The 25,732-nt window shown below is 60.0% G+C and carries 19 protein-coding genes; 11 read left to right on the forward strand and 8 right to left on the reverse strand.

The window, feature by feature from the left end:
- The first annotated feature begins 484 nt into the window (after positions 1-484).
- The 6 genes from pntA to G5193_RS15740 all read left to right on the forward strand — a co-directional run bounded on the left by pntA (position 485) and on the right by G5193_RS15740 (position 8,911).
- The gene (gene pntA / locus G5193_RS15715) at positions 485-2,011 is read left to right on the forward strand and encodes a Re/Si-specific NAD(P)(+) transhydrogenase subunit alpha (RefSeq protein ID WP_040070064.1); all 1,527 of its coding nucleotides are present in this window, start codon (positions 485-487) and stop codon (positions 2,009-2,011) included.
- Positions 2,012-2,022: 11 nt separating this feature from the next.
- On the forward strand, positions 2,023-3,507 hold the full coding sequence (pntB, locus tag G5193_RS15720; protein WP_005339759.1) for a Re/Si-specific NAD(P)(+) transhydrogenase subunit beta: 1,485 nt from the start codon (positions 2,023-2,025) through the stop codon (positions 3,505-3,507).
- Between the two features lie 98 nt (positions 3,508-3,605).
- Entirely contained in the window at positions 3,606-4,385 is a 780-nt protein-coding gene (locus tag G5193_RS15725) for a substrate-binding periplasmic protein (RefSeq protein WP_421206341.1), read from the forward strand.
- Positions 4,386-4,664: 279 nt separating this feature from the next.
- On the forward strand, positions 4,665-5,951 hold the full coding sequence (locus G5193_RS15730) for a serine dehydratase subunit alpha family protein (RefSeq protein WP_421206343.1): 1,287 nt from the start codon (positions 4,665-4,667) through the stop codon (positions 5,949-5,951).
- A gap of 133 nt (positions 5,952-6,084) precedes the next feature.
- The gene (locus tag G5193_RS15735; protein WP_421206345.1) at positions 6,085-7,485 is read left to right on the forward strand and encodes an L-cystine transporter; all 1,401 of its coding nucleotides are present in this window, start codon (positions 6,085-6,087) and stop codon (positions 7,483-7,485) included.
- 97 nt (positions 7,486-7,582) lie between these two features.
- Complete coding sequence (locus G5193_RS15740) at positions 7,583-8,911, forward strand: CoA-disulfide reductase (RefSeq protein ID WP_421206347.1); 1,329 nt, start codon at positions 7,583-7,585, stop codon at positions 8,909-8,911.
- Positions 8,912-8,983: 72 nt separating this feature from the next.
- On the opposite strand, the gene arnF is transcribed toward G5193_RS15740, so the two are convergent.
- Genes arnF through arnB form a run of 7 tightly spaced genes read right to left on the reverse strand, consistent with a single transcriptional unit; the run spans position 8,984 to position 16,410 of the window.
- Positions 8,984-9,391, reverse strand: a complete 408-nt coding sequence (arnF, locus tag G5193_RS15745) for a 4-amino-4-deoxy-L-arabinose-phosphoundecaprenol flippase subunit ArnF (RefSeq protein WP_216952260.1) — start codon at positions 9,389-9,391, stop codon at positions 8,984-8,986.
- Entirely contained in the window at positions 9,388-9,732 is a 345-nt protein-coding gene (locus G5193_RS15750) for an EamA family transporter (RefSeq protein WP_421206349.1), read from the reverse strand. Before G5193_RS15750 ends, arnF begins: the two co-directional genes overlap by 4 nt.
- On the reverse strand, positions 9,732-11,375 hold the full coding sequence (arnT, locus tag G5193_RS15755; RefSeq protein WP_421206351.1) for a lipid IV(A) 4-amino-4-deoxy-L-arabinosyltransferase: 1,644 nt from the start codon (positions 11,373-11,375) through the stop codon (positions 9,732-9,734). The genes G5193_RS15750 and arnT overlap by 1 nt, the downstream gene beginning before the upstream one ends.
- Positions 11,376-11,406: 31 nt before the next feature.
- Positions 11,407-12,306, reverse strand: coding sequence for a 4-deoxy-4-formamido-L-arabinose-phosphoundecaprenol deformylase (gene arnD / locus G5193_RS15760; RefSeq protein ID WP_216952257.1), 900 nt, complete (start codon positions 12,304-12,306; stop codon positions 11,407-11,409).
- The gene (gene arnA / locus G5193_RS15765) at positions 12,299-14,290 is read right to left on the reverse strand and encodes a bifunctional UDP-4-amino-4-deoxy-L-arabinose formyltransferase/UDP-glucuronic acid oxidase ArnA (protein WP_421206353.1); all 1,992 of its coding nucleotides are present in this window, start codon (positions 14,288-14,290) and stop codon (positions 12,299-12,301) included. Before arnA ends, arnD begins: the two co-directional genes overlap by 8 nt.
- Positions 14,287-15,267, reverse strand: coding sequence for an undecaprenyl-phosphate 4-deoxy-4-formamido-L-arabinose transferase (gene arnC / locus G5193_RS15770; RefSeq protein WP_421206355.1), 981 nt, complete (start codon positions 15,265-15,267; stop codon positions 14,287-14,289). The genes arnA and arnC overlap by 4 nt, the downstream gene beginning before the upstream one ends.
- A 6-nt stretch (positions 15,268-15,273) precedes the next feature.
- Complete coding sequence (arnB, locus tag G5193_RS15775; RefSeq protein ID WP_216952254.1) at positions 15,274-16,410, reverse strand: UDP-4-amino-4-deoxy-L-arabinose aminotransferase; 1,137 nt, start codon at positions 16,408-16,410, stop codon at positions 15,274-15,276.
- Positions 16,411-16,811: 401 nt separating this feature from the next.
- Between arnB and G5193_RS15780 the strand changes: the two genes are divergently transcribed.
- Positions 16,812-18,179 (forward strand): UDP-glucose dehydrogenase family protein, encoded by a 1,368-nt coding sequence (locus G5193_RS15780; protein ID WP_216952253.1) that lies wholly within the window; start codon positions 16,812-16,814, stop codon positions 18,177-18,179.
- A complete protein-coding gene (locus G5193_RS15785) occupies positions 18,166-19,848 on the forward strand; it encodes an ArnT family glycosyltransferase (RefSeq protein ID WP_323913234.1) in 1,683 nt (560 codons plus the stop codon). The genes G5193_RS15780 and G5193_RS15785 overlap by 14 nt, the downstream gene beginning before the upstream one ends.
- Positions 19,849-20,138: 290 nt before the next feature.
- On the opposite strand, the gene G5193_RS15790 is transcribed toward G5193_RS15785, so the two are convergent.
- Entirely contained in the window at positions 20,139-20,894 is a 756-nt protein-coding gene (locus G5193_RS15790) for an outer membrane protein assembly factor BamD (protein ID WP_005339769.1), read from the reverse strand.
- A 117-nt stretch (positions 20,895-21,011) separates the two neighbouring features.
- On the opposite strand from G5193_RS15790, the gene rluD reads away from it, so the two are divergent.
- From rluD to clpB, 3 genes are all read left to right on the forward strand, one after another.
- The gene (gene rluD, locus G5193_RS15795; protein WP_227341786.1) at positions 21,012-21,992 is read left to right on the forward strand and encodes a 23S rRNA pseudouridine(1911/1915/1917) synthase RluD; all 981 of its coding nucleotides are present in this window, start codon (positions 21,012-21,014) and stop codon (positions 21,990-21,992) included.
- Between the two features lie 212 nt (positions 21,993-22,204).
- Complete coding sequence (gene pgeF, locus G5193_RS15800) at positions 22,205-22,942, forward strand: peptidoglycan editing factor PgeF (protein WP_421206357.1); 738 nt, start codon at positions 22,205-22,207, stop codon at positions 22,940-22,942.
- Positions 22,943-23,144: 202 nt separating this feature from the next.
- On the forward strand, positions 23,145-25,718 hold the full coding sequence (clpB, locus tag G5193_RS15805; protein WP_421206359.1) for an ATP-dependent chaperone ClpB: 2,574 nt from the start codon (positions 23,145-23,147) through the stop codon (positions 25,716-25,718).
- Positions 25,719-25,732: the final 14 nt, after the last annotated feature.

The following is a 25,732-nucleotide window of genomic DNA, read 5'->3' on the forward strand; positions in this document are numbered from 1 at the left end:
GGCGAAACGATTGAATTGCCGGGGCCATCTCCCGCCATATGGCGGCTGAGCGGCCCCGCTTTTGTTGGGAAAATGTTACTTTTCGGCGTTTTGCTGCGTGAAGTGAGACGAAAGCGGATTTCGTAAGAACAAAAAACGCTAAGATAGAGGGCCGGTAAAACATTTTTTTTGACTGGTTGGATCACTTTTTTCAGCCGTTTTTACTGGTATAAGCCTCTAATTTGGTTTGTTTTTTTTAATCGTAGCCAGGGATGGGCTGAATTCTGTACGAGTGCCGTCGGGACTGCGGTTGTAATAAAACTCCAAAATTTGATACTAATCACCTTCGCGCCTGAAAAGCGGGGGCCTGACCATGACAGGAGGTTGAGGTAAAGCCTACTGATTTTCATAACAAAGAGCCCTGGACCTGCACTTTGGTCATGTCTTGTTTCGTCAGAAGTGAGACACTGGGCAGCGATTGTTTATTAACCATCAGGGAATAGTCATGCAGATTGGAATACCGAGAGAGAGTCTCGCCGGTGAGACCCGGGTCGCAGCGACCCCGGCTACCGTCGAGCAGCTGAAAAAGCTCGGCTTCGAGGTCGCCATCGAGACCGGCGCAGGCCTGTCGGCCAGCTTCGATGATGCCGCCTTCGAGGCTGCCGGTGCCAGCGTGGTGCCGAATGTCTGGCAAGCCGACCTTATCTTCAAGGTCAATGCGCCGACCGATGCCGAGATCGCACAAATTAAAGATGGCGCCACTCTGGTGAGCTTCATCTGGCCTGCCCAGAACCCTGAGCTGGTCAAGAAGCTGTCCGAGCGAAACATCAATGTGATGGCGATGGATATGGTGCCGCGGATCTCCCGTGCCCAGTCCCTCGATGCCCTCTCCTCCATGGCCAACATCGGTGGCTATCGTGCCGTGGTTGAAGCTGCGCACCAGTTCGGTCGCTTCTTCACCGGTCAAATCACTGCAGCCGGTAAAGTGCCGCCTGCCAAGGTACTGGTGATCGGTGCCGGTGTGGCCGGTCTGGCCGCCATTGGTACGGCCGGTTCCCTCGGTGCCATCGTGCGTGCGTTCGATACCCGTCTGGAAGTGGCCGAGCAGATCGAATCCATGGGGGGGGAATTCCTCAAGCTGGACTTCGGTGGCGAAGACGGTGCATCCAGCGATGGTTACGCCAAAGTCATGTCCGATGAGTTCATCAAGGCCGAGATGGAGCTGTTCGCCCAGCAGGCCAAAGAGGTGGATATCATCATCACCACCGCCCTGATCCCGGGCAAGCCGGCTCCGAAGCTGATCACCAAAGAGATGGTGGACAGCATGAAGCCGGGCTCCGTCATCGTGGACATGGCCGCTCAGGCTGGCGGTAACTGTGAATACACAGTGCCGGGTGAGCTGCATGTCACTGCCAACGGCGTCAAGGTGATTGGTTACACCGATCTGCCGGGTCGTCTGCCTGCCCAATCCTCCCAGCTCTACGGTACCAACCTGGTCAACCTGATGAAGCTGATGTGCAAGGAGAAGGACGGCAACGTTGCCATCGACTTCGAAGATGTGGTTCAGCGCAACATGACGGTGATCCAGGCCGGTGAAGTGACCTTCCCGCCGCCCGCCATCTCCGTCTCTGCTGCCCCGCAGAAACCGGCCGCCGCCAAACCGGCAGCCAAGAAGGAAGAGGCCAAGCCTTCCAACAAGAAGTTCGTGTTCGGTGCCCTCGGCATCGCCGCCTTCGGCTGGATCGCCTCCGTTGCCCCGGCAGCCTTCCTCTCCCACTTCACCGTATTCATCCTGGCCTGTGTGGTCGGTTACTACGTGGTGTGGAACGTCTCTCACGCTCTGCACACGCCGCTGATGTCGGTCACCAATGCCATCTCCGGCATTATCGTGGTCGGTGCCCTGCTGCAGATCGGGCAAGGGTCGACCCTGGTCACCGCGCTGGCGTTCATCGCCGTGCTGATTGCCAGTATCAACATCTTCGGCGGCTTCACCGTCACTCAGCGCATGCTGAAGATGTTCCGTAAGGATTAAGGGGGTTTAACGTGTCTCAAGGACTGGTAACAGCATCCTATATCGTTGCCGCCGTGCTCTTCATCCTCAGTCTCGCGGGACTGTCGAAGCAAGAAACGGCCAAGCATGGCAACCTGTTCGGTATCGCGGGTATGGCTATCGCCCTGCTCGCCACCGTATTCAACCCGGAGACCAGTGGCGTTCACTGGATCATCCTGGCCATGGTGATTGGCGGTGCCATCGGCGTGCGTCTGGCACTCAAGGTCGAGATGACCGAGATGCCCGAGCTGGTGGCCGTGCTGCACAGCTTCGTGGGTATGGCGGCAGTGCTGGTGGGCTTCAACAGCTTCATCGATCTGCACCCCTCTGCACCTGCTGAGGTGGTCGTCTCCGTCGGTTCCAACCTGGATGCCACTCTGGCAGCCGCTCGTGCGGCGTTCGAGCAGGCCAACAGCGTTGCTCAGGTCGAGCACCTGACCGGCGCTATGCTGAACATTCATCTGGTCGAGATCTTCTTGGGCGTCTTCATCGGTGCCGTAACCTTCACCGGTTCCGTGGTTGCCTTCGGCAAACTGCGTGGTCTCATCTCCTCCAAGCCGCTGATGCTGCCGCACCGCCACAAGCTGAACCTGCTGGCCGTGGTCGCCTCGTTGGCGCTGATGGTCTACTTCGTCAACGCGGGCGGCTCTACCTTCGCCCTGCTGGTGATGACCCTGATCGCCTTCGCCTTCGGCTGGCATCTGGTTGCCTCCATCGGTGGCGCAGACATGCCGGTCGTGGTCTCCATGCTGAACTCCTACTCCGGTTGGGCGGCAGCGGCGGCGGGCTTCATGCTCTCCAACGACCTGCTGATCGTCACCGGTGCCCTGGTGGGTTCCTCCGGTGCGATCCTCTCTTACATCATGTGTAAGGCGATGAACCGCTCCTTTATCTCCGTGATCGCCGGTGGCTTCGGCTCCGACGGCGTAGCCTCCACGGCTGATCAGGAGATGGGCGAATACCGCGAAACCAGCGCCGAGGAAGTGGCTGACCTGCTGAAAAACTCCAGCTCCGTCATCATCACCCCGGGCTACGGTATGGCGGTGGCGCAGGCCCAGTATCCGGTGGCTGAAATCACCCAGAAGCTGCGTGACCGCGGCGTCAAGGTGCGCTTCGGTATCCACCCGGTTGCCGGTCGTCTGCCTGGCCACATGAACGTGCTGCTGGCGGAAGCGAAAGTTCCGTATGACATCGTGCTGGAAATGGACGAGATCAACGACGACTTCGCCGATACCGACACCGTGCTGGTGATCGGTGCCAACGACACCGTCAACCCGGCCGCGATGGAAGATCCGGGCAGCCCGATCGCCGGTATGCCGGTACTGGAAGTGTGGAAAGCGCAGAACGTCATCGGCTTCAAGCGTTCCATGAATACTGGCTACGCCGGTGTCCAGAACCCGCTGTTCTTCAAGGAAAATACCCAGATGCTGTTTGGCGATGCCAAGGCCAGCGTCGAGGCAATCCTGAAAGCGCTGTAAGTGCCATTCAGAGATGGGATCTCAAGGAGGCTTCGGCCTCCTTTTTTATTGCTCATCCCTTGTATATCCTCAATCCATACGGACCATGAGGGATCTCCATGATGTGGTGTCAGGGTTGGCGAAGGATCGGGTTGTACGGCTGGCTGCTGGCCTCCCTGTTTGGTGCCGGTTTGGCGGCTGCGGCGGACAAATCGCCGACTCTGACGCTGCTGACCGAGCTGTGGCCCCCTTATGTGATGCGTGGTGACAATGGCGAGCTGGCCGGCGCCGATCTCGATCTGGCCTGTACCGTGTTGCGCCAGATGGGTTATCGCACTGAAATCAGGGTGCTGCCCTGGAAGCGGGTTCTGCAGCAGGCCCGTCTCAGGCAGGGGGATGCGGTGCTCGATGTCTTCTTTGAACCTTCCCGCCAGCACTGGCTCCACTACCCCGAAGAGCCGCTCTCTTACAGCGGTGAAGTGCTCTTCTATCCGACGGTTCGTCCGGTGGATTTCAGGCAGCTCTCCGACCTCAAGGGTCTGCGGATAGGTATTCAGGAAGATTATGCCTACAGCCCCGATTTTCTGACCGATCCCGGGGTGATCCGGATGCCGATGACGGGGGAGGGGAATGCCATCAAACAGCTGCATCTGATGATGGCAGGTCGGCTGGACGGGGTGGTGCTCAACGAGCGGGTCGGTCGTTATCTGCTGCATACCCAGGGGTTGCAGGATCAGGTGAACCACGGCTCGCGCCTGCTGACCGACGACAACCGCAACTTCCTCGCGTTTACCCACAAGCCCGGCCATGACCAGTTGGCGAGGCGCTTCTCGGCCGCCTTGAAACAGTTCAAGCAGACCCCGGCCTACCAGCAGCTGCTGGCCCGCTATCATCTCTAGGTGACTCCATCGTCTGTGCGTTGCATCACAAATTGTCGCGCTTTGTTAAAAGACGGGCATAATGGCGCTAAAAAAGCGATGTTGCGCAACTTAATTTGATTTTATTGATATTAGAATCAAATTAAGTTGATTTGCATGGGGCAGTCATCAGACGGCCACCTCTCTCGCGACGCCTTGGCGACGCGCTCCTGCTTGATGTTGATCCCGTGTCACCCTTTTTTGCCATGCTGTTGCCTGTGGCGATGACAGGCATTGCGCCACCAAGATGAGAATGCACAGATGAAACCACAATGGACCGACTTTATTACCCTGCTCAAGCGTGAAGTGGTGCCGGCCCTGGGCTGTACCGAGCCGATGTCGGTGGCGCTGGCGGCGGCCAACTGCCGCAAGCTGCTGGGGGAGACTCCGACCCGCATCAGCGTCTGGGTCAGTGGCAATCTGTTCAAGAACGGCATGGGGGTCGGAGTGCCGGGCACCGGCATGATCGGTCTTCCGGTGGCCGCTGCGGTCGGCATCACCGGCGGCAACCCGGATGCCGGGCTGGAGGTGCTCAAGACCCTTACACCAGAACAGGTGGAAGCGGCCAAGACGTTGCTGCCGGTCATCAAGGTGGATGTGAAGGATGTGCCGGACGTGCTCTATGCCGAGGTGCTGGCCGAAGTTGAAGGGCACAGTGCCCGGGTGGTGATCTGTACCGACCACACTCGCATCATCCTGATGGAGAAGGATGGCGAGGTGCTGATGGCGCAGGCCAGCGCTCCCGGCGTGCAGATCCAGTCGGCCAAATCCGCCAAACCGGCCATGACCCTGCGGGAGATCGTCGATTTTGCATTGGAAGTGCCGCTGGCGGAGATCGACTTTATCCGCGATGCCGCCACCATGAATCAGGCGCTGGCAGATGAAGGGTTGCAGGGTTACGGCCTGAAGATCGGCAAGATCCTCACCGAGCAGGTGGAGCGCAAGCTGCTCTCCGACGATCTGATGACCCTGGCCATGCGCCTCTCCTCCGCTGCCTCCGATGCGCGGATGGATGGCGCCATGCTGCCCGCCATGTCCAACTCCGGTTCCGGCAATCAGGGCATTGCCGCCACCATGCCGGTGGTCGCGGCCGCCCGCTTCCTCAAGGCGAGCGACGAGCCGCTGACCCGGGCGTTGGTGATGAGCCATCTGGTGGCCATCTACATCAAGACCTATCAGAACAAGCTGTCGGCCCTCTGTGCCGCCAGTACCGCCGCCATGGGGGCCGGTGCCGCCATCACCTGGCTGCTGGGCGGCCAGTATCAGCAGATCAGCCACTGCATCAACAACATGATTGGCGATGTCTCCGGCATCATCTGCGACGGCGCGGGCAGCGCCTGCTCCATGAAGGTCTCCACCTCCACCTCGGCGGCGGTTAAGTCTTCGCTGATGGCTATCAACAACCTGCATGTCCCCCAGAGCGAGGGGATCGTCTCCGACGATGTGGACCAGACCATCGCCAATCTGGGCCGCCTCTCCAAAGAGGGGATGCTGGATACAGACATCGAAATCATCAACATCATGCGAGCGAAACAGCAGAAGCAGTGAATCTGTGACAAGGGGGCGATAGACCCCCTTGTTCTTGTCACGACGGCGCAGACCGTCTGACACGGTTGCCAGGGCAAGCATGGCGCTTGCTCTTGTTTCTCGGGCCCAAGCCCACTTTTTGGGGAGTCATACCATGACATTTAGCGTTATCGGCAATCTGGCCATCGCCGCCATCTTGCTGTTCTTTCTCTACCGGTTACAGGAAAAACATGTGAGCTTCACCCGCCGGGTATTTGCCGGTCTGGGGCTCGGTATTCTGTTCGGCGCCGCGTTGCAACTGCTTTACGGTGCAGGTTCGCCCGTCATTGTTCAGACCATCGACTATCTGGATATCGTGGGTAGCGGCTATGTGAAGCTGCTGCAGATGATCATCATCCCGCTCATCATGGTCTCCATCATCAGCGCTATCTTGAAGCTCAATGGTGGCACTGCGCTGGGCAAGATCAGCGCCATGACCATCGGCGTGCTAATCTTCACCACCGCCATCGCCGCCGGGGCGGGCATCCTGATGTCCAACCTGTTTGGCCTGACTGCTGAAGGGCTCACCTCCGGTGCCGCCGAGAGCGCCCGGGGCGCCGCGCTGCAGACCACCCTCGGCAGCGTCGAGAGCATGTCTTTCGCCAAGATGATGCTGGAGTTCATTCCCGCCAACCCCTTCCTCGACATGACCGGGGCGCGCAAGACCTCCACCATCGCCGTGGTGATCTTCTCCATCTTCATTGGCCTCTCAGCTACCGGCATCGCCCGCAAGAAGCCGGAGATCTTCGCCAGCTTCAGCCACTTCGTGGCTGTGGCTCATGCCATCGTGATGCGAATGGTGACCCTGGTGCTGCGCCTGACCCCGTTTGGCGTGCTGGCGCTGATGACCAAGGTGGTCTCCGGTTCCAACTATGCTGACATCCTCAACCTGCTCAGCTTTGTGATGGCCTCTTACGGCGCCATCGCCATCATGTTTGTCGTGCACCTGCTGCTGGTGAGCATGGTCGGCATCAACCCGCTGCGCTTCCTCAAGAAGATCACTCCGGTGCTGGCGTTTGCCTTCACCTCGCGCACCAGTGCGGGCTCCATTCCGATGAACGTGCAGACCCAGACCAAGTCGCTGGGTATTCCGGAGGGGATCGCCAACTTCGCCGCCTCCTTCGGTTCCACCATCGGCCAGAACGGCTGCGCCGGTATCTATCCGGCCATGCTGGCCGTGATGATTGCGCCGACCGTCGGGGTTAACCCGGTGGATCCCGGCTTTATCATGACCCTGATCGCCATCATCACAGTCAGCTCCTTCGGGGTGGCCGGGATTGGCGGTGGCGCCACCTTTGCCGCGCTGATCGTGCTCTCCGCGCTGGACTTCCCGGTGGCGCTGGCCGGTCTGCTTATCTCCATCGAGCCGCTGATCGACATGGGCCGTACCGCGCTCAACGTTTCCGGCTCCATCACCGCAGGGACGGTCACCAGCCGCCTGATGGGCGAGACCGACATGCATGTGTTCAACAGCGATCACGAAGTGAGTCTGGACGGCGAAGAGTCCACCGTCTGATTTGCGTCGGTTGATCTGCCAGTGGAAAGGGGCGACCCTTTCCCGTCATAGACCGCAGGGAGGGCATGCCCTCCCTGCGCCATTGAGAGGAAAAACAATGAGAATTCTGATCATCGGTGGCGAAGCCGCCGGTATGAGTGCGGCGGCCAAGGCTCGCCGTCTGGCCATCGATGCCGAAATCGTGGTGTATGAGGCCTCCGAAGTGATCTCTTTCGGTGCCTGCGGCCTGCCCTACTTCGTCGGTGACGAGTTTCAGGAGCCCGGCTACATGGCCGAGTTCACCCCGGAGCAGTTCGCCGCCAAGGGGATCGAGGTCAAGATTGGCCATCGGGTATTGAGCGTTGACGCAACTGCCCAGACTCTGGTGGTGGAGCACAACGGCGACACCTTCACCGACCGCTACGATCGGCTGATGATCGCCACCGGCGCCCGTGAAGTGATGCCTCCCATCCCTGGCTTGCAGCAGCAAGGGGTATTTGGTCTGCGCCGGATGGCCGACGGGCTGGCGCTCAAAGCTGCGGTACAAGACAAGAATAATCGCCGCGCAGTGGTGATCGGCTCCGGCTTTATCGGGCTGGAAGTGGTCGAGGCGCTGGTCCATCAGGGCAAAGAGGTGCGTCTTATCGAGCTGGCGGATCGGGTCATCCCCGATGCGTTTGATGGCGAGATCACCCAACACATCGAAACCGAACTGCGCGAGCAGGGGGTCTCTCTCCATCTGGGTGAGCGAGTTGAAGCGCTGCTGGGGGATGGTCGGGTGACCGGCGTGCGCACCAGCCAGGGCGAGTACGAGGCCGATATCGTGGTGGTCTGTACCGGGGTCAAGCCCAGCACCGAGTTTCTGGCCGATACCGGCATCGAGCGGCTCGGCAACGGCGCCATCAAGGTGGATCGTCAGGGGCGTAGCTCGCTCGCCAACGTCTGGTCGGCCGGTGACTGTGCCAGCGTCTGGCATAGCGTGAAGCAGCAGCAGGTCTATGTGCCGCTCGCCACCATCGCCAACAAGCTGGGGCGCATGGTGGGTGAGAACCTGGCGGGGGCCGAGCAGGAGTTCCCGGGCACCCTCGGCTCTGCCGCGCTCAAGGTGCTGGGGCTGGAGGCGGGCCGTACCGGCCTCTCCGAGCAGGAAGCCAGGGCGATGGGGATCGACTATCGCACTGTGGTGATCAAGGACAAGTGCCACACCAACTACTGCCCAGGTCAGTCCGACATCCACGTCAAGCTGGTCTACGAGGCGGGCAGCAAGCGGCTGCTGGGTGGCCAGATCCTCGGTCGCAAGGGGGCGGTCCACCGCATCGACGCGCTGGCGGTTGCCATCACCATGGGAGTGACCACCGAGCAGCTCGGCATGCTGGACTTTGCCTACGCGCCCCCCTTCTCCCGCACCTGGGATGCCCTGAACGTGGCGGGCAACGTCGCGAAGTAACAGGCGCTGGTCAGGCGGAAAATGAGAAGAGGCGGCACAGAGTGCCGCCTCTTCTTTTTGTTTAAAGCTGCCTCAGGGATTGGCAGGGGGATCTTGCCGCTCCGGCTTGCCTGTCGCCGGTTTGCTGCCGACCAGCACGGCGCCGAAGAAGATAAGCGCAACACCTGCCGCCTTGCTTGCCACCAGCGGTTCGGCAAAGACCGGCATGCTCACCGCCAGCAGATAGACCAGCCCGTAACTGGTGCTGAGCAGTGGGTAGGCGATATTGAGCGGTGTGGAGTGCAGCGCGGCCAGCCAGCAGAGCAGCGATAGCCCGTAGCAGAGGATGCCGATGACGATGGTGAGGAGTGGCAGGGGGTGAGCCAGCATCACGGCGGGATCGGCCTGCCATGCAGGGAGGCTGATCGCTCCCCACTTCATGCAGAGCTGCGCCACCGTCACCAGCACTATGCTGCCTAACACGTAGAGATAGCCCTTCATAGCAGACCTCCCAGCAGCAGGGCGCCGACGATGATGGTGGCAGCCCCCAGCCAGTTGTGGCTGCTCACCGGCTCGTGGAAAAAGTGGCGCGAGCCGAGCAGCACCAGCACCAGATTAATGCTGAGCATGGGGTAGGCCATGCTCAGCGGCAGTCGTTGCAACAGATAAATCCAGAGCAGCATGCCACTGCCAAGTGCTGCCACGCTGGCAACAAGCCAGGGGGAACGCAGCTTTTGCAGGTGGTTACAGGGGTTACGCTGCCAGCAGATAACGGCCTGCTTTTGCAGCATCTGGCCGCTGCTGGTCAGCAGGCACACCAGTAATAGCAGCACTATATCCATCAGCGTACTCCATGGTAGATGAGCAGGGTCAGCCGGTGGCTGACGAGGGTCTCGTCGGCAGGGGGCAGAGGGCCGGTCTCTCCGTCGTGATCGGTCTTCATCAGCAGGGCAACTTGCCCCTTCTCACGCGCTTGTGCCAACCATCTCGGGAACTCTGCACGGGCAACATAGCGGCCCTTGGCATCCGGATAGCCCAGGCCGTAAGCTAGCTCTCCTTTGTCGTCGAACAGCATGATCTCGCCGCGCCGGGTGCTCCGGGCGAGAGCGGATGCCAGTCCCGGATCGCTGGCCAGCAGAGTCTCTGAACCCTGCAGCACGGCCTGATTAGTCTCGATGAAACGCTCTGGCAGCTTTGAGTCGATCAGTGATTGCGGCAGCGCCCAGGGCAGGCCGATGGCCAGTATCATGGGGCAGAGCGCGCTCAGGACCCAGCGGCGACTGACCGCCTGCAACTGGATGAGTCCGAGCAGGGACCAGCCGATAAAGATGGCCATGGCCACCGACAGTGCCCCGTGATCCTCTTCACCGTAGATGGCTTGGTCGCGGGATAAAGCCAGCACGGTCAGCACTACCAGTCCGATGAGGCCGAACAGGCCGTTCAGCCAGGCGTTGAGTTTGAAGGCCCGCTCTTTACCTTCCTTGATTTTGTCCACGGCGCTGGTGGCCATCAGCATGGCCAGCGGGGCGAAACAGGGCAGGATATAGGTGAGCAGCTTGCCTTTGGCAATGCTGAAGAAGAGCAGCGGCAACACCACCCAGGCCAACAGATAGAGGGTTTCCGGGCTGTTCTTGCGCGCTTGCCATCCTTGCTTCAGTGCCCCCGGCAGCAGGCCGAGCCAGGGCAGGGTGCCGAGCAGCCCCATCGGCAGGTAGTACCAGAATGGCGCCTTGTGCTGCGCATCTTCCGAGGCGAAGCGCTGGATGTGCTCAATCCAGAAGAAGTAGTGCCAGTAGTCCGGCTCGCGCAGGTGTACGGCGATGGCCCAGGGGGCGACCAGCAGAGCCGCGCTAAGGATGGCCAGCGGCCCGAAACATACCAGCTCGCGCAGGCGGCGCTGATAGATGGCGTAGGGCATGATGGCTACCACGGGTACCGCCAGTGCGATAAAGCCTTTGGTGAGAAAGCCCATGCCGCAGGCGAGGCCGAACAGCAGATAGCCTGCCACTCTGCGACCGGGCGGCCCTTCTTGCCGGATGAGGTAGAAGCTCACCATGGCGGCATTGAGCCAGAGGGTGACCATGGCATCCAGCACGCTGTAGGTGCCGATGCCGTAGACGATCAGGGTCGAGAGATAGATCAGGCTGGCGAACCACGCTGTACGCCGGCACTGCCACAGCTGCAGAGCGAACCAGAAGATCAGCAGGGCGCTCAGGCCGGTGGCTGCGGCCGAGGCGAAGCGGACCGCAAAGTTGCTCTCGCCAAACAGCAGCTGGCTGAGGCTGTTGAACCAGTAACCGGCGATGGGTTTCTCGAAGTAGCGCAGGCCAAGGAAGTGGGGCACCACCCAGTCACCCGTGGTGATCATCTCCCGGCTGATCTCGGCGTAACGGTTTTCGTCCGGGCTCCACAGCATCCGCTGGTTGAGTGGCAGCAGGTAAAAGGCGAGGAAGAAAAGGGGCAGGGCCCATCGGGTCATCTTCATGAGATTCTCTGTTGCAATCTGGCGAGCGGGTTCATGGCGTCATCTTGCAACCGAGCCACCCTTCGCGTCCTGGCAGGGAGCCGCGCAGCAGATGGCTGGTCGGCAAGAGGGCTGGGTCGGGGGGAAGCAGGTTGCCAAGGGGGATGAAGTGGATGCCGCGCGACCTGGCTTCATCGAGCAGGAGATCGAACTGCTCGGCCATGACGATCCCCTCCACCTCGGCGTGGATGGTGTAGACATGGGGGCCCGGTTGCGGTGCCGCAGTCAGCTGCTCCAGCAGGAAGTGGTTGAAGCGCTCGGCCGTCACCTGGCTGCCAATCACCTCGTCAAAGGTGGGCAGGTTGACCGGGATCTGCGGGGTGCCGGGCCGACCATCCTCCAGAATGGGACGGAACAGGCCGCAGCCACGGCAGTCACTGTTGTAGCGAAAGCCGAACTGCTCCTTGGCCTGGGTGGTGAGGGGATCGGCTCGCCAGCCGGCGGCGGCGGAGCAATCCACTTCGCGCCCCAGGATCTCGCTCAGGGCATCGACTCCGAGCCGGGTCTGGCGGATCAGTTCGGCTTCGTCCCAGCGACCGGTATTGGCCTGCCAGCCGTGGTGATCCCAGGCATGCAGCCCCACCTCATGGTGCGCCTTATCGGTGTCGCGCATCAGGGAACCCAGCTCTCTGCCGATGGACTTGCCGGGCCAGGCGGTGCCAGCCAGCAGGATATCGAGCCCATAGAGGGATGCGGCGTTGGAACGCAGCATCTTGAGCAGGAAGCGGGGTTTTAGCAGGCGCCACAGGTGGCGCCCCATGTTGTCCGGACCGACCGAGAAGAAGAAACTCCCCTTCACCTGATGCTTGTCGAGCAGTTGCAGCAGGCGGGGAACCCCGTCACGGGTTCCCCTGAAGGTATCGACGTCGATCCGCAGACCCACTTCAGTCATGCTCGACTCCCGTCGTGACCGCCCCCTGCAGGAAGAAGTCCAGCGTCTTGCCGATGGTCTCTTCCATCTCGATGGTCGGTTCCCAGTCGATCAGCTTGCGGGCATTACGGATGCTCGGGCGGCGGTGGGAGACATCCTGATAGCCGTCGCCGTAGAAGGACTTGCTCTCCACCAGATTGAAGCCGGCAAATGGCGGGAAGTGGTGGCGCAACGGGTGGGCCTCGAACTTGGCGAGCAGCACCTCGGCCATCTCGCGAATGCTCGCCTCGTTATCCGGGTTGCCGATGTTGATGATCTGGCCGTTGCAGCGATTGCCCCTGTTTTCGACGATGCGGAACAGGGCTTCAATGCCATCCTTGATATCGGTGAAGCAGCGTTTCTGGGCGCCGCCATCCACCAGCTGGATCGGGGTGCCGTCCACCAGATTGAGGATCAGTTGGGTGATGGCGCGGGAACTGCCGATGCGGGCAGAGTCCAGGCTGTCGAGGCGTGGGCCCATCCAGTTGAAGGGACGGAACAGTGTGAAGTTGAGCCCCTCTTTTTTGCCGTAGGCCCAGATCACCCTATCCAGCAGCTGCTTGGAGACCGAGTAGATCCAGCGCTGTTTGTTGATGGGGCCGACGATGAGGCGGGATTCATCTTCGTCGAAGCTGCGGTCGTCGCACATCCCGTACACCTCGGAGGTGGAGGGGAAGATGATGCGCTTGTGGTACTTGACGCAGTAGCGGACGATCTTGAGGTTCTCTTCAAAGTCGAGTTCGAACACCCGCAGCGGGTTGCGGGTGTACTCGATGGGGGTGGCGATGGCCACCAGCGGCAGGATCACGTCGCACTTCTTGATGTGGTACTCGATCCACTCGGTGTGGATGCTGATGTCCCCCTCCACGAAGTGGAAGTGGGGGTGGCCGATGAAGCGTTCCACTGCGCTGGAGCCGATGTCGAGGCCATAGACCTCGTAGCCGCCATCCTTGAGCAGGCGCTCGGTGAGGTGGTTGCCGATAAAGCCGTTGACGCCGAGGATCAACACCCGGGTCAGCCGTGCCTTGCGCATGGCCTTGCTCGCCTTGTCGCCGATCTTCATCCCTTCCATCAGCCCCAGCTCGCGGGCAAGTTGGGCGCCGCGTACATAGAGCCCCCCTTCGACCTGACCGGCCAGGATCTCCAGCACCCCTTCACCACAGGCCACCCGCAGCGGGTCGTGGGAGAGAATGGTGCCCGGCTGCTGGTCGCTCTGGATCGCCAGCGGCTTTGCCTGCCAGACCGTCAGCTTGCGATCACCGGCGAAGCTGAAGGCTCCCGGGTAGGGCTGGGTAACGGCACGTACCAGGTTATAGAGATCCCTGGCGGGCTTATCCCAGTGCAGTTCGCCATCGGCCGGGGTGCGGCGACCATAGTAGCTTGCCTTGCTCTCGTCCTGCGGGGTGAAGGTGGCGTCACCGCGCTTGAGTTTGACCAGCTCCCCTTCCAGCAGGGCGCGGGCTGCCTGGCGCATCTTGCCATGCAGGGTCAGCGCGGTGTCATCGTGGGCAATGGTTACTGCCTGTTGGGCAAGGATATCGCCGGCATCGGCACGGGCTGTCATCCGGTGCAGGGTCATGCCGGTTTCGCGTTCGCCGTTGACCAGACACCAGTTGATGGGCGCCCGGCCACGATAGGCAGGCAGCAGGGATCCATGCAGATTGAAGGCCCCGACGGTCGGGATATCGAGGAGTTCCTGCTTGAGCAGGTTGCGGTAGTAGAAGGAGAAGATGGCCTCGGGCGCCAGTTCGCGGATACGCTCGACCCAGAGCGGGTGGTTCACGTCTTCGGGAGAGTAGACCGGCAGGTCATGTTCGGCGCAGAGCTGGGCCACCGAACCGAAGAAGCGGTTCTCGCCCGGATCATCGGCGTGGGTGAAGACCGCCTGGATCTGATAACCGGCCTGAAGCAGTGACTCGATACCGGTGCAGCCGATATCGTGATAGGCAAAGACGACAACGTTCATGATTGAGTTTCCTGTTGCGAAGCATCCGGTGTGGAGCGAACGATTTGGTGAATGAAGTAGCGGGGGCGGGCGCGCACATCGGTATACATGCGGCCTATGTACTCACCCAGCAGCCCCATCCCGATCAGCTGTACGCCGACAAAGGTGAAGAGAATGGCAAACAGGGTGAAGACGCCATCTGCTGCCCAGTCGGCGCCCAGTAACAGACGCAGCAGCAGCAGCAGGATCGAGAAGGTGAAGCCGATCCCCGCCACCAGGCTGCCAACGATGCTGAGCAGGCGCAGCGGGGCCGTGGTCATGCAGGTGACCAGGTCGTACATCAGGTTGATAAGGTGCATCAGGCCATATTTGGATTCGCCGTGGGCCCGTTCGGCGTGGCCCACCTCCAGCTCGGTGGTGCGGCGGGCAAAGCTGTTGGCCAGGATGGGGATGAAGGTGCTGCGCTCCTGACAGCAGAGCATGGCGTCGATGATGTGGCGGCGATAGGCACGCAGCATGCAGCCGTAGTCGCTCATCTGGACGCCGGTGGCCCGCTGTACCGACTTGTTGATAAAGCGTGAGGCTGTCTTGCGAAACCATGAATCCTGCCGGTTGCGGCGGATGGTGCCGACCACGTCATACCCTTCCATAGCGGTGGCGACCAGCCGCGGGATCTCTTCCGGCGGGTTCTGCAGATCGGCATCCAGGGTGATCACCAGATCCCCTGTTGCCGTCTCGAAGCCGGCCATGATGGCGGCATGCTGGCCATAGTTGCGGTTGAGCAGCACGGCGACCAGCTTGCTCCCTTCGCGATTGGCGGCTTCGCTGATGATGGTGGCGGATCGGTCGTTGCTGCCGTCGTCGATCAGGATCACTTCGTAATCCTGGCTCAGCAGCCCGCAGGTGTCGGTCACCCGTTGCAGCAGTTCCGGCAGGCTCGCCTCCTCGTTGTAGACGGGGATGATGACTGAGACCCGTTTGATGTCGTTATGGTTCACGTATTGTTACTCCAGTATGTCGGTCAGGGCTGCCACAACCCGATCCACGTCGGAGAGCGTCATGTCGGGGAAGAGGGGAAGGGTGCAGAGCCGTGACGAGTTCCACTCTGTGTTGGGTAGCGAAAGATCCGGATAGCGCTCCCGGTAGTACTTCTGGGTGTGGGCGGCGCGAAAATGCAGGCCACTGCCGATGCCTCGCTCCTGCAGCGCCTGCATCAGCTGATCGCGATCGAGGCCGCACTGCTCGGGGTCGACCCGCACCATGAAGAGGTGCCAGGCATGCAGATGGGGGTAGGTGGGGATGGCCAGCGGTGCCAGCGGCAGGTTGGCCAGACGTTCATGGTAGCGAGACACCAGTTCGACCCGCTTGGCATTGAGCTCGGGCAGGCGGGCCAGCTGCACCAGGGCGATGGCGGCGTTGATGTCGGCCAGGTTGTATTTGAAGCCCGGCATGATCACCTCCGCCTGCGGCTTGCGTCCCTGCGTCATGCGGTCGAAGGCATCGACTCCCAGGCCGTGAAATTTCAGCATGCGAGCCTTGTCGGCCAGCGCCTGGTCATCGGTCACCAGCATTCCTCCCTCGGCACAGGTAAGATTTTTGATGGCGTGGAAAGAGAAGATGGCGGTGCCGGTTTCCCCGACCCAGCGCGCGCGATAGCGGGTGCCGACTGCATGGGCGGCATCTTCGATGACTGGAATATCGTGCTGGCGACCCAGGGCGAGGATGGGGTCGAGGTCGACCGGTGCCCCTGCGTAGTGGACCGGGATGATGGCCCGGGTGTTGGGGGTGATGAGCGGCGCTATCTGGTCGGCGCTGACCATCAGAGTATCCCTGTCCACATCGACAAAGACCGGGGTGGCCCCCAGCAGGGTGATGATGTTGATGGTGGAGACCCAGGTCTGGGAGGGGGTAATCACCTCGTCACCCGGGCCAATCCCCAGCGCCATCAGGGTGACATGCATGCCCGCGGTCGCGGAGCAGAGCGCAACAGCATGCTGGCAGCCAAAGGTCTCGCAGAAACGCTGCTCCAGCTCATGATTTTTCGGGCCCGTGGTGATCCATCCCGATTGCAACACCTCGCTGACGGCACGGATCTCGGCCTCGCCCATGGCAGGCTTTGAGAATGGCAGAAAGTCTTTCATACGACTCCGGTCTTAATGTCGCAAAAAATAAAATGACGATGAAAATCTGCATTGCTGATTTTCACTGGAAATATGCTTGGGGAAAGTGTCGAGATTGCTCGATATATTTTGAAAGTAGCTGAATAACGAGTTTTTATTCAAGCGCACAGCAACACTTGGTAACAATTGCTGCCGTTTTGATGGCGTGGCTTAATATGGAAATATCTCGTAACAAAAAATCGCTTGGCTTTATTTTAGGTTGGTGTTTAGCCACTTTTTTGACTGTCGCCACCTAAATCATCTGCTATTGCTCAACAGGTTGGGTGTCATTCAGAATTGACATTGCTTGTTACAAATTGCCCGTAGTGCAATTGAGTAAAGGATGTAAAGTTTCCATCATTACGCATTATGGAAAAATCGTTATGAATATCACAGTGTTTGGCAGTGGCTATGTCGGACTGGTACAGGCAATTGTATTGGCAGATGTAGGGCACCAGGTTGTTTGTATCGATCTCGATGCAGATAAAATAAATAGATTATCCCATGGCGAATTACCAATATATGAGCCGGGACTGGATGTGTTATTACACCAGACATTGCAAAATGGCTCGCTGACATTCACCACGGATATTCCCATGGCGGTTACCCATGGTGACGTGCAATTTATCGCCGTCGGTACGCCCCCTGATGAGGATGGTTCGGCCGATCTGAGCGCCGTCAGGGCGGTGGCGAGATCGATTGCCCAGCATCGCGCAGATGAGGTGATCATCGTCAACAAATCCACCGTGCCGGTTGGTACGGCAGACAAGGTGTTTTACTGGGTCAGGGAGCAGCAGGCCGAACTTGGCAAGCAGTTTGAATTCGATGTGGTCTCCAATCCGGAATTTCTGAAAGAGGGGGCGGCCGTCAGGGATTGCCAGCGCCCGGATCGCATTGTTATCGGCACCGGCAAGGAGCGTTCCAGAGCCGTGATGCGCGAGTTGTATGAGCCATTTAATCGCAATCACGACCGCATTCTGTTTATGGATGTTCGCAGTGCCGAGCTGACCAAGTACGCCGCCAACTGCATGCTGGCCACCAAGATCAGCTTTATCAACGAGATGGCCGGGCTGGCCGAGCGGGTCGGTGCCGATATCGAGCTGGTGCGGCAGGGGATTGGTGCCGACCAGCGCATCGGCTACCAGTTTATCTATCCCGGTTGTGGTTATGGCGGATCCTGTTTCCCCAAGGATGTGAGGGCATTTCTGGCGACTGCAGCGGCCCTCGACTACGACACGCCGCTTATTCGTGCGGTGGAGCGGGTCAACGAGCGGCAGAAGTTCAAGCTCTTCGACACCCTGGCCTGCCACTTTCACGAGCGAGGCGAGTCGCTGGCGGGCAAGACCATCGCCATCTGGGGACTCGCCTTCAAGCCCAATACGGATGACATGCGCGAAGCGCCGAGCCGGGTGTTGATGGAGGCGCTCTGGCAGGAGGGGGCCCGGGTGCAGGCCTTCGATCCGGTGGCGATGAAGGAGGCACAGCGTATCTATGGTTGCCAGCCCGAGCTGTCGCTGATGGGGACCAGGGAGGCAGCGCTGGCGGGGGCGGATGCGTTGGTCATCTGTACCGAGTGGAACGAGTTCAAGGCGCCCGATTTTGCCCAGATCAGGAAGATGCTGGCGCACCCCCTCATCGTCGATGGTCGCAATCTCTACGATCCGCTCAAGATGAAGGGGCTGGGCTTTTCCTACTATGCCATCGGGCGTGGGGAGACCATTACAGAAGGTATGAGCCATGCAGAGTGCTGATATTTCGGAGCGCACGCTCTGCTGGATGTTGCTGCTGGTTACGCTGGTGCTGCTGTTTGGCCAGTTTGACCATCAGCTCTGGACCCCTGACGAGCCGCGTGAGGCAGCCATTGCACTCGAGATGTACCGCAATGGCGATTGGGTGGTACCGACCCTTGGCGGGCACAGCTTTATCGAGAAGCCGCCGCTCTTCTATATGGCCGCTCTGCCGTTTCTTGATGGGTTTGAATCCTGGCTGGGGGTGACCAATAGCCTGCGGTTGGCGGGCGTGGTCTGGGCGGCGGGTATGCTGCTCTTTACCGGCCTGCTGGCCTATCGCCTGCTTGGCAATAGATCGGCCGCGATCTGGTCGGTGATCGCACTGGGCACCATGGAAGGATTTATCATCAACACGCACTGGATTAGAACGGACAGTGCGCTTGCCTTCTTTGTCATATTTACCCTTTGGGCATTTTCAGAATATTACCTTGTAAGCCGTCGGTGGATGGCGATACTGGCCGGAATAGGGTTGGCGGGCTGTTTTATGGCAAAAGGTCCTATTGGGCCACTGACAGTTTTTTTTGGCTGGTTCCCGCTATTCTTCTTCGCTGCAAGATGTGCCGCCATCGACAAAAAACTGCCAGGATTTATCTGGCAGCATCTGCTGATGCTGCTCTGTTTTATATTGCCAGTGGCAGCGTGGATTCGTGAATTAATTAATCATGTCGATGGCGATGCTTTATGGAATGAGTGGTTCTGGCAGAATCAGGTAGGCCGCCTGACAGGCACCTCGACCGAACTCGGCCATATCAAGAAAGGGGCATATCTTTATTATTTATGGGGGATGGCTGAATATACCATCCCCTGGTTGCCATTCATTTTCTATTGGGGTTGGCAAACCATCAAACAGCGACGCTGGAGTCGTGAGAGGTTATTTCTGTTGTGCTGGGCAGTGGGCACCCTTTTGCTGTTAACCCTCTCATCCACCAAGCGCACCCTCTATCTTTTTCCGTTGTTGCCGGTATTTGCCATCATGCTGGGTCAGGTCAGCCTGAACTGGCCGGGATGGACGGCTCGCTATGGTCGGGGATGGCTCTGTTTCATGCTGCTGTTCTGTGTCGTGGTCATAGGGCTACCTCTGCTGGGCCCTTCACTACCGGTGGCCAGTCATGTTCCGGCAGACGTGCTACAGGTCGCCAGCAAGCTGGGGTGGCGTTATATCCCCGCCAGTATGCTCTTCGTGATTGCGCTGGCGCTGTTGTTGCGGCGCAAGGAGGTGCATGGCGCTACTCATGTTGCCAGCTCGGTGGCCATCATGTTTCTGCTCACCTTTACACTGGTTTACCCCTTGATCGATGCCGCCAAGGGAGTATCGGGAAAGATGGCCCGGTTGCTTGAGGGAATACCGCTCGAGAAGCGGGATCGCATCGCCGGCTGGCAATTGGGGGAAACGGAGCTTGGTCTGCTCTCTGCCTATGAGCAGATGCAGGTAATGAATCTGGACAGGGAGAAAGTGAGGGATGTGGTTGCCTGTCGTGATGCCCGGTTTGATGCCGTGTTGGTCAATGGTACGGCCGGGGAGAGGGTCAAGCTGCTGGAGGGGATTCCCTATCAGTTGCTGGCCCAGACCGCTCTGCGCTCGGACAAGGGGCAACTACTGACTCTGGTGACAGGATTACAGTGCCATTAAGCCATCTATTCCCATTCAGGGGCACTGTATGAGGCAATATGGCCGTGTGGTGACGGTTCCGCTCTTCCCGGCCTGGCGTCGGGCTGACAGCGGGTTTGCAACCCTTGGTGATAAGCGAACTTCACGATGCGGCCATCTCGCAGGTGGCTAATGAATGGGATAGATGGGGTGTGAGGGGCCGCGACCGCTATGGGTTGCAGGAACTTCACCCAGCCGGATTGGTGGATTGCAAAGATAAAAAAACCGATGCCTTGGCATCGGTTTTTTTATTACCGGTTTATCCGTATCACTCAGCCACGGCCGAGGCGGTTCTCCGGGTAGTTCTTGGCCAGCACTTCGCGGGCATGCTTGGCCAGCTGCGGCATCTTCAGGGCGTCGTAAGACTCGACCATGATCTCCAGTGCCTTCTCGGTTTCGGCTGTGTCGGGGTAGGTCTCGACAATCAGCTTGGCCCGGTTGGCGGCCGCGACCAGTGCATCACGCTTCACGTAATACTCGGCCACGCTCAGGTCATATCGGGCCAGACGATTCTTCAGGCCAATCATGCGAGCGCGGGCATCGGCGGCATAGACGCTGTTGGGGTAGTTTTGCAGCAGGGTCTTGAAATCCTGGAATGCCTGACGGGCATAAGCCGGGTCTTTGTCGTCCCGACCGATACCGAACAGGCTCTGGAAGAAGTTGTAATCCGCCGCCATGTTGGTCAGGCCGCGCATATAGAATACGTAATCGATGTTTTTATGCGCCGGATTGAGGCGGATAAAACGGTCGATATTGGCGATCGCCTGAGCGGTATCATCCTGCTTGTAGTAGGCATAGATGAGGTCAAGCTGTACCTGGTTAGAGTAGGCGCCGAACGGGTAGCGAGAGTCCAAAGCCTCAAGTAATTCAGTGGCTTGCACGTAATTGCCAACGTCCAGTTTGAGGCGTGCTTTCTGGTACAGGGTCTCCGGCGGTTCGTCGGGTACCTTGGGTTTGGTGCTGGAACAGCCTGTGATCAAGGTAGCGACCAAGGCGAGCGACATCAGCAGGTGAGACTTCTTTCCCATCAACAACATCCGGTCCATTTCCACGAAATTGGCAAAGTATCCGTTATGCTTGGCTAAAAGAAAAGCTAGAATACCCGGATTATTTCGAATTGATACCCCCCGCTCAAGAGACCATACATGAGCCAGCATATTGAACTGACAGGCGAATTCCAGGATCACCAATTCGGGCAGCGACTCGACCAGGCCCTGGCCGAATTGTTTCCAGACTACTCCCGCACCCGCATCAAGGAGTGGATTTTACAGGACAGAGTGACCCTGGACGGTCAGGTTGCCAACACCCCGCGCGAGAAGATTTTGGCCGGGCAGCAGGTGCATGTGAATGTCGAGCTGGAAGATGATACTCGCTGGGATGCCCAGGATATCGAGCTCAACATCGTTTATGAAGATGAACACATTCTGGTGATCGACAAACCAGCCGGTCTGGTGGTTCACCCGGGCGCAGGCACGCCGGATGGCACCATCCTCAACGCCCTGCTGCACCGCTACCCCGGCATTGCCGAGGTACCCCGCGCCGGTATCGTGCATCGTCTGGATAAAGACACCACAGGTTTGATGGTGGTTGCCAAAACCGTACCCGCCCAGACCCATCTGGTGGAAGCGTTGCAGGCGCGCCAGATCACCCGTGAGTACGAAGCGATCGCCATCGGTCACATGACCGCAGGTGGTACGGTTGATGCGCCCATAGGCCGTCACCCGACCCAGCGTACCCATATGGCCGTGGTGCCCAATGGCCGCCCCTCTGTGACCCACTACCGGGTGCACGAGAAGTTCCGTGGCCACACCCGTCTGCGTCTGCGTCTGGAAACCGGCCGTACCCACCAGATCCGTGTCCACATGGCGCACATCAAACACCCGCTGGTGGGGGATCCCGCCTACGGTGGCCGTCTGCGCCCGCTGCGCAACGCGACCCCCGAGCTGACCGAGGCGCTGCGCAACTTCCATCGTCAGGCGCTGCACGCCACCATGCTGCAGCTGGCTCATCCCATCACGGGTGAAGTGATGCAGTGGCACTCCCCCACGCCGCAAGACATGGTGGCGCTGATGGAGGTGCTGCGTGCCGACACCCTCGCCAATCCGGATGAATTGGTCTGGAAATAGTGCTTGATTGAGGCACTGCACTCCTGAATAGCCCTCGCCAACCTGGACGAGCTGGTCTGGAAAGGGTGATGAATCTGGCGGTATTGCGACAACTTCTGCCGTAACCCGCCGATACAGCGCGTAACACACAGAACCTTGAAACGGGGCGTCTTGACTGGTTGCAGCCAAGCGCCCCGTTTCCATTTGAACGATAGAGCGTGAAGGAGTGAGCAATGAAATGGCTTGAACCCGACTGGCCGGCACCAGCGTGCGTCCGTGCCCTTTCGACCACCCGGGATGGCGGAGTAAGTGAAGGGGTCTTTACCGGCCTCAATCTGGGGGCCCACGTGGGTGACGAACCGGTGCGAGTCGAGGCCAATCGGGCCCGGCTGCAGCAGGCGGCTGCCATCCCGGGGCCCCTCAACTGGCTTAATCAGGTGCACGGCACCGTGGTTCATCAGGTCAGCAGCCATTATCAGCAGGCGCCGGATGCTGATGCTGCCTGCGCCCATGAGGCGGAGCAGGCCTGCATCGTGATGACTGCTGACTGTCTGCCGGTGTTGTTCTGCGATCGGGCCGGTACCGTAGTGGCTGCCGCCCACGCGGGCTGGCGTGGACTGAAAGAGGGCGTGCTGGAGGCGAGTATCGCTGCCATGGGTTGCGAGCCGGGTGAGATCCTGGCCTGGCTTGGCCCAGCCATCGGCCCCACAGCGTTTGAAGTGGGTGGCGAGGTGCGCGAAGCCTTTATGGCTGAGCAGGCTGAAGCAGAAGCGGCGTTCGTCCCTTCGTCCAACGATGGCAAATGGTTGGCGGATATCTACCAGCTGGCGCGGTTGCGCCTCGCCCGTGCTGGCGTTACCGCCGTCTATGGCGGCGAATACTGCACCTTCAGCGATAGCGAGCAGTTCTACTCTTATCGTCGCGACGGCCAGACCGGCCGTATGGCCTCCCTCATCTGGTTGGCCCGCTAAGCAATCACCCGCCAACTAATACCCCGTCTCTCTCAAGAACAGATCCGTATGAGAGAGGCGGGGATCCTGCCCTCTCCCCGCTTTGCAGAAAAAATAACCAGCCCATGCCCTTGAAATAGCCCGTACGGGCCTCATCTTTCATCTCAGAAAGTTATGTTGTTTGCCGCGCAAGCGGCGTCTGCCTGTTTGAAGGGGGAGTGCAATGCGCCTCGATCGCCTTACCAGCAAATTCCAGATTGCTATTTCCGATGCCCAGTCTCTTGCGCTGGGTCGTGACCACCAATTCATCGAACCCGTTCACCTGATGACCGCGTTGGTCAATCAGGATGGCGGCTCCATCCGTCCGTTGCTCACCCTGACCGGGATGGATATCAACGCCCTGCGCTCCCGTCTCGGTGAGGAGCTGGATCGCCTGCCGCGCGTCAGCGGCGTGGAAGGGGACGTGCAGCTCTCCAACGGCCTCGGCCGCCTGCTCAACGTCTGCGACAAACTGGCCCAGCAGCGCAAGGATCAGTTCATCTCCTCCGAACTGTTCGTGCTGGCTGCCCTCGACGACAAGGGAACGCTGGGCGAGCTGTTGCGCGCTCAGGGGCTGACCAAGGAAAAACTCGAAGCGGCCATCGACAAGGTGCGTGGCGGCAAGAAGGTGGAAGATGCCAACGCCGAGGAGAACCGTCAGGCGCTGGAGAAGTACACTATCGATCTGACCGAGCGGGCCGAACTCGGCAAGCTCGACCCGGTGATCGGCCGTGATGATGAGATCCGCCGTACCATTCAGGTGCTGCAACGCCGCACCAAGAACAACCCTGTGTTGATCGGTGCTCCCGGTGTCGGTAAAACCGCCATCGTCGAGGGGTTGGCCCAGCGCATCATCAACGGCGAAGTGCCGGAAGGGCTCAAGAACAAGCGGGTGCTGTCGCTGGACATGGGGGCGCTAGTGGCGGGGGCCAAGTATCGCGGTGAGTTTGAAGAGCGGCTCAAGGCCGTGCTGACCGATCTCGCCAAGGAGGAGGGCAACGTCATCCTCTTTATCGACGAGCTGCACACCATGGTCGGCGCCGGCAAGGGCGAAGGGGCAATGGACGCGGGCAACATGCTCAAACCTGCGCTGGCCCGTGGCGACCTGCACTGCGTCGGCGCCACCACCCTGGATGAGTACCGTCAGTACATCGAAAAAGATGCCGCGCTGGAGCGTCGCTTCCAGAAGGTGCTGGTGGAAGAGCCGACAGTCGAAGATACCATCGCCATCCTGCGCGGTCTGAAGGAGCGTTACGAGCTGCACCACCATGTGCAGATCACCGACCCCGCCATCGTGGCTGCGGCCCAGCTGTCGCACCGTTACATTGCAGATCGCCAGCTGCCGGACAAAGCCATCGATCTCATCGACGAGGCGGCAGCCAGCATCCGGTTGCAGATCGACTCCAAGCCGGAGGCGCTCGATCGCCTCGAGCGACGCATCATCCAGCTCAAGCTGGAGCAGCAGGCGCTGATGAAGGAGGACGATGACGCCAGCCGCAAGCGTCTGGAGCTGATCAATCAGGAGATTGGCGAGAAGGATCGGGAATACAACGAGCTGGACGAGGTATGGAAGGCCGAGAAGGCCGCCCTTGCCGGCACCCAGCATATCAAGGCTGCGCTGGAGCAGGCCCGTCAGGATCTCGATGTGGCGCGCCGGGCAGGCGACTTGGGTCGGATGTCCGAGCTGCAATATGGCCGCATTCCGGAGCTGGAGAAACAGCTGGATCTCGCCACTCAGGCCGAGATGCAGGAGACCAGCCTGCTGCGCAACCGGGTCACCGATGTGGAGATCGCAGACGTCCTGGCCCGCTGGACCGGTATTCCGGTCGCCCGCATGCTGGAAGGGGAGCGCGACAAGCTGCTGCGGATGGAAGATCAGCTGCACAGCCGGGTAATTGGTCAGGAAGAGGCGGTCGATGCGGTCTCCAACGCCATTCGTCGCTCCCGTGCTGGTCTCTCCGATCCGAATCGCCCCATAGGCTCCTTCCTGTTCCTGGGGCCCACCGGGGTGGGCAAGACCGAGCTGTGCAAGGCGCTGGCGGAGTTCCTGTTCGATACCCAGGATGCCATGGTGCGGATCGACATGTCCGAATTCATGGAGAAACACAGCGTGGCCCGTCTGGTGGGGGCGCCTCCCGGATATGTGGGTTACGAAGAGGGCGGTTATCTGACCGAGGCGGTACGCCGTCGCCCCTACTCGGTGATCCTGCTGGACGAAGTGGAGAAGGCGCACCCGGATGTGTTCAACATCCTGTTGCAGGTGCTCGATGATGGCCGCCTGACCGATGGTCAGGGTCGGACCGTCGATTTCCGCAACTCGGTGGTGATCATGACCTCCAACCTCGGGTCGGATCTCATTCAGGAGCACCACTCCGAGAAGGATTACGACGAGATGAAGGCCATGCTGATGGATGTGCTGACCCGCAGTTTCCGGCCGGAGTTTATCAACCGGATCGACGAGACGGTGGTGTTCCATCCCCTCGGCGAGGATCACATCAAGTCCATTGCCCGCATCCAGCTCAAGAGCCTGATGGGCCGTCTCGAGGCTCAGGGTTACGAGGTGGAGGTGAGCGAAGCGCTGCTCGAGAAGCTGGTGCATGCCGGGTTCGACCCCGTCTACGGGGCGCGTCCCCTCAAGCGGGCGATCCAGCAGAAGGTGGAGAACCCGCTGGCGCAGGCGCTGCTCTCCGGCCGCATCGTGCCGGGCAAAAAACTGGTGCTGGGGGCCGACAGCAACGGCCTCACCATGACCCAGTAATGGGATTGTCGATG

It is taken from the genome of Aeromonas sp. 601027, assembly GCF_049174455.1.
GTDB lineage: Bacteria > Pseudomonadota > Gammaproteobacteria > Enterobacterales > Aeromonadaceae > Aeromonas > Aeromonas veronii_A.

What these genes read in the sequence shown, in the direction of transcription:
- G5193_RS15735 (WP_421206345.1), top strand. Translation starts at nt 6,085, where the DNA reads ATGACATTTAGCGTTATCGGCAATCTGGCCATCGCCGCCATCTTGCTG.
- G5193_RS15740 (WP_421206347.1), top strand. Translation starts at nt 7,583, where the DNA reads ATGAGAATTCTGATCATCGGTGGCGAAGCCGCCGGTATGAGTGCGGCG.
- arnF (WP_216952260.1), bottom strand. Translation starts at nt 9,391, where the DNA reads ATGAAGGGCTATCTCTACGTGTTAGGCAGCATAGTGCTGGTGACGGTG.
- G5193_RS15750 (WP_421206349.1), bottom strand. Translation starts at nt 9,732, where the DNA reads ATGGATATAGTGCTGCTATTACTGGTGTGCCTGCTGACCAGCAGCGGC.
- pgeF (WP_421206357.1), top strand. Translation starts at nt 22,205, where the DNA reads ATGAAATGGCTTGAACCCGACTGGCCGGCACCAGCGTGCGTCCGTGCC.
- G5193_RS15790 (WP_005339769.1), bottom strand. Translation starts at nt 20,894, where the DNA reads ATGGGAAAGAAGTCTCACCTGCTGATGTCGCTCGCCTTGGTCGCTACC.
- arnT (WP_421206351.1), bottom strand. Translation starts at nt 11,375, where the DNA reads ATGAAGATGACCCGATGGGCCCTGCCCCTTTTCTTCCTCGCCTTTTAC.
- G5193_RS15780 (WP_216952253.1), top strand. Translation starts at nt 16,812, where the DNA reads ATGAATATCACAGTGTTTGGCAGTGGCTATGTCGGACTGGTACAGGCA.
- G5193_RS15725 (WP_421206341.1), top strand. Translation starts at nt 3,606, where the DNA reads ATGATGTGGTGTCAGGGTTGGCGAAGGATCGGGTTGTACGGCTGGCTG.
- arnA (WP_421206353.1), bottom strand. Translation starts at nt 14,290, where the DNA reads ATGAACGTTGTCGTCTTTGCCTATCACGATATCGGCTGCACCGGTATC.
- arnD (WP_216952257.1), bottom strand. Translation starts at nt 12,306, where the DNA reads ATGACTGAAGTGGGTCTGCGGATCGACGTCGATACCTTCAGGGGAACC.
- pntA (WP_040070064.1), top strand. Translation starts at nt 485, where the DNA reads ATGCAGATTGGAATACCGAGAGAGAGTCTCGCCGGTGAGACCCGGGTC.
- arnB (WP_216952254.1), bottom strand. Translation starts at nt 16,410, where the DNA reads ATGAAAGACTTTCTGCCATTCTCAAAGCCTGCCATGGGCGAGGCCGAG.
- clpB (WP_421206359.1), top strand. Translation starts at nt 23,145, where the DNA reads ATGCGCCTCGATCGCCTTACCAGCAAATTCCAGATTGCTATTTCCGAT.
- G5193_RS15730 (WP_421206343.1), top strand. Translation starts at nt 4,665, where the DNA reads ATGAAACCACAATGGACCGACTTTATTACCCTGCTCAAGCGTGAAGTG.
- rluD (WP_227341786.1), top strand. Translation starts at nt 21,012, where the DNA reads ATGAGCCAGCATATTGAACTGACAGGCGAATTCCAGGATCACCAATTC.
- G5193_RS15785 (WP_323913234.1), top strand. Translation starts at nt 18,166, where the DNA reads ATGCAGAGTGCTGATATTTCGGAGCGCACGCTCTGCTGGATGTTGCTG.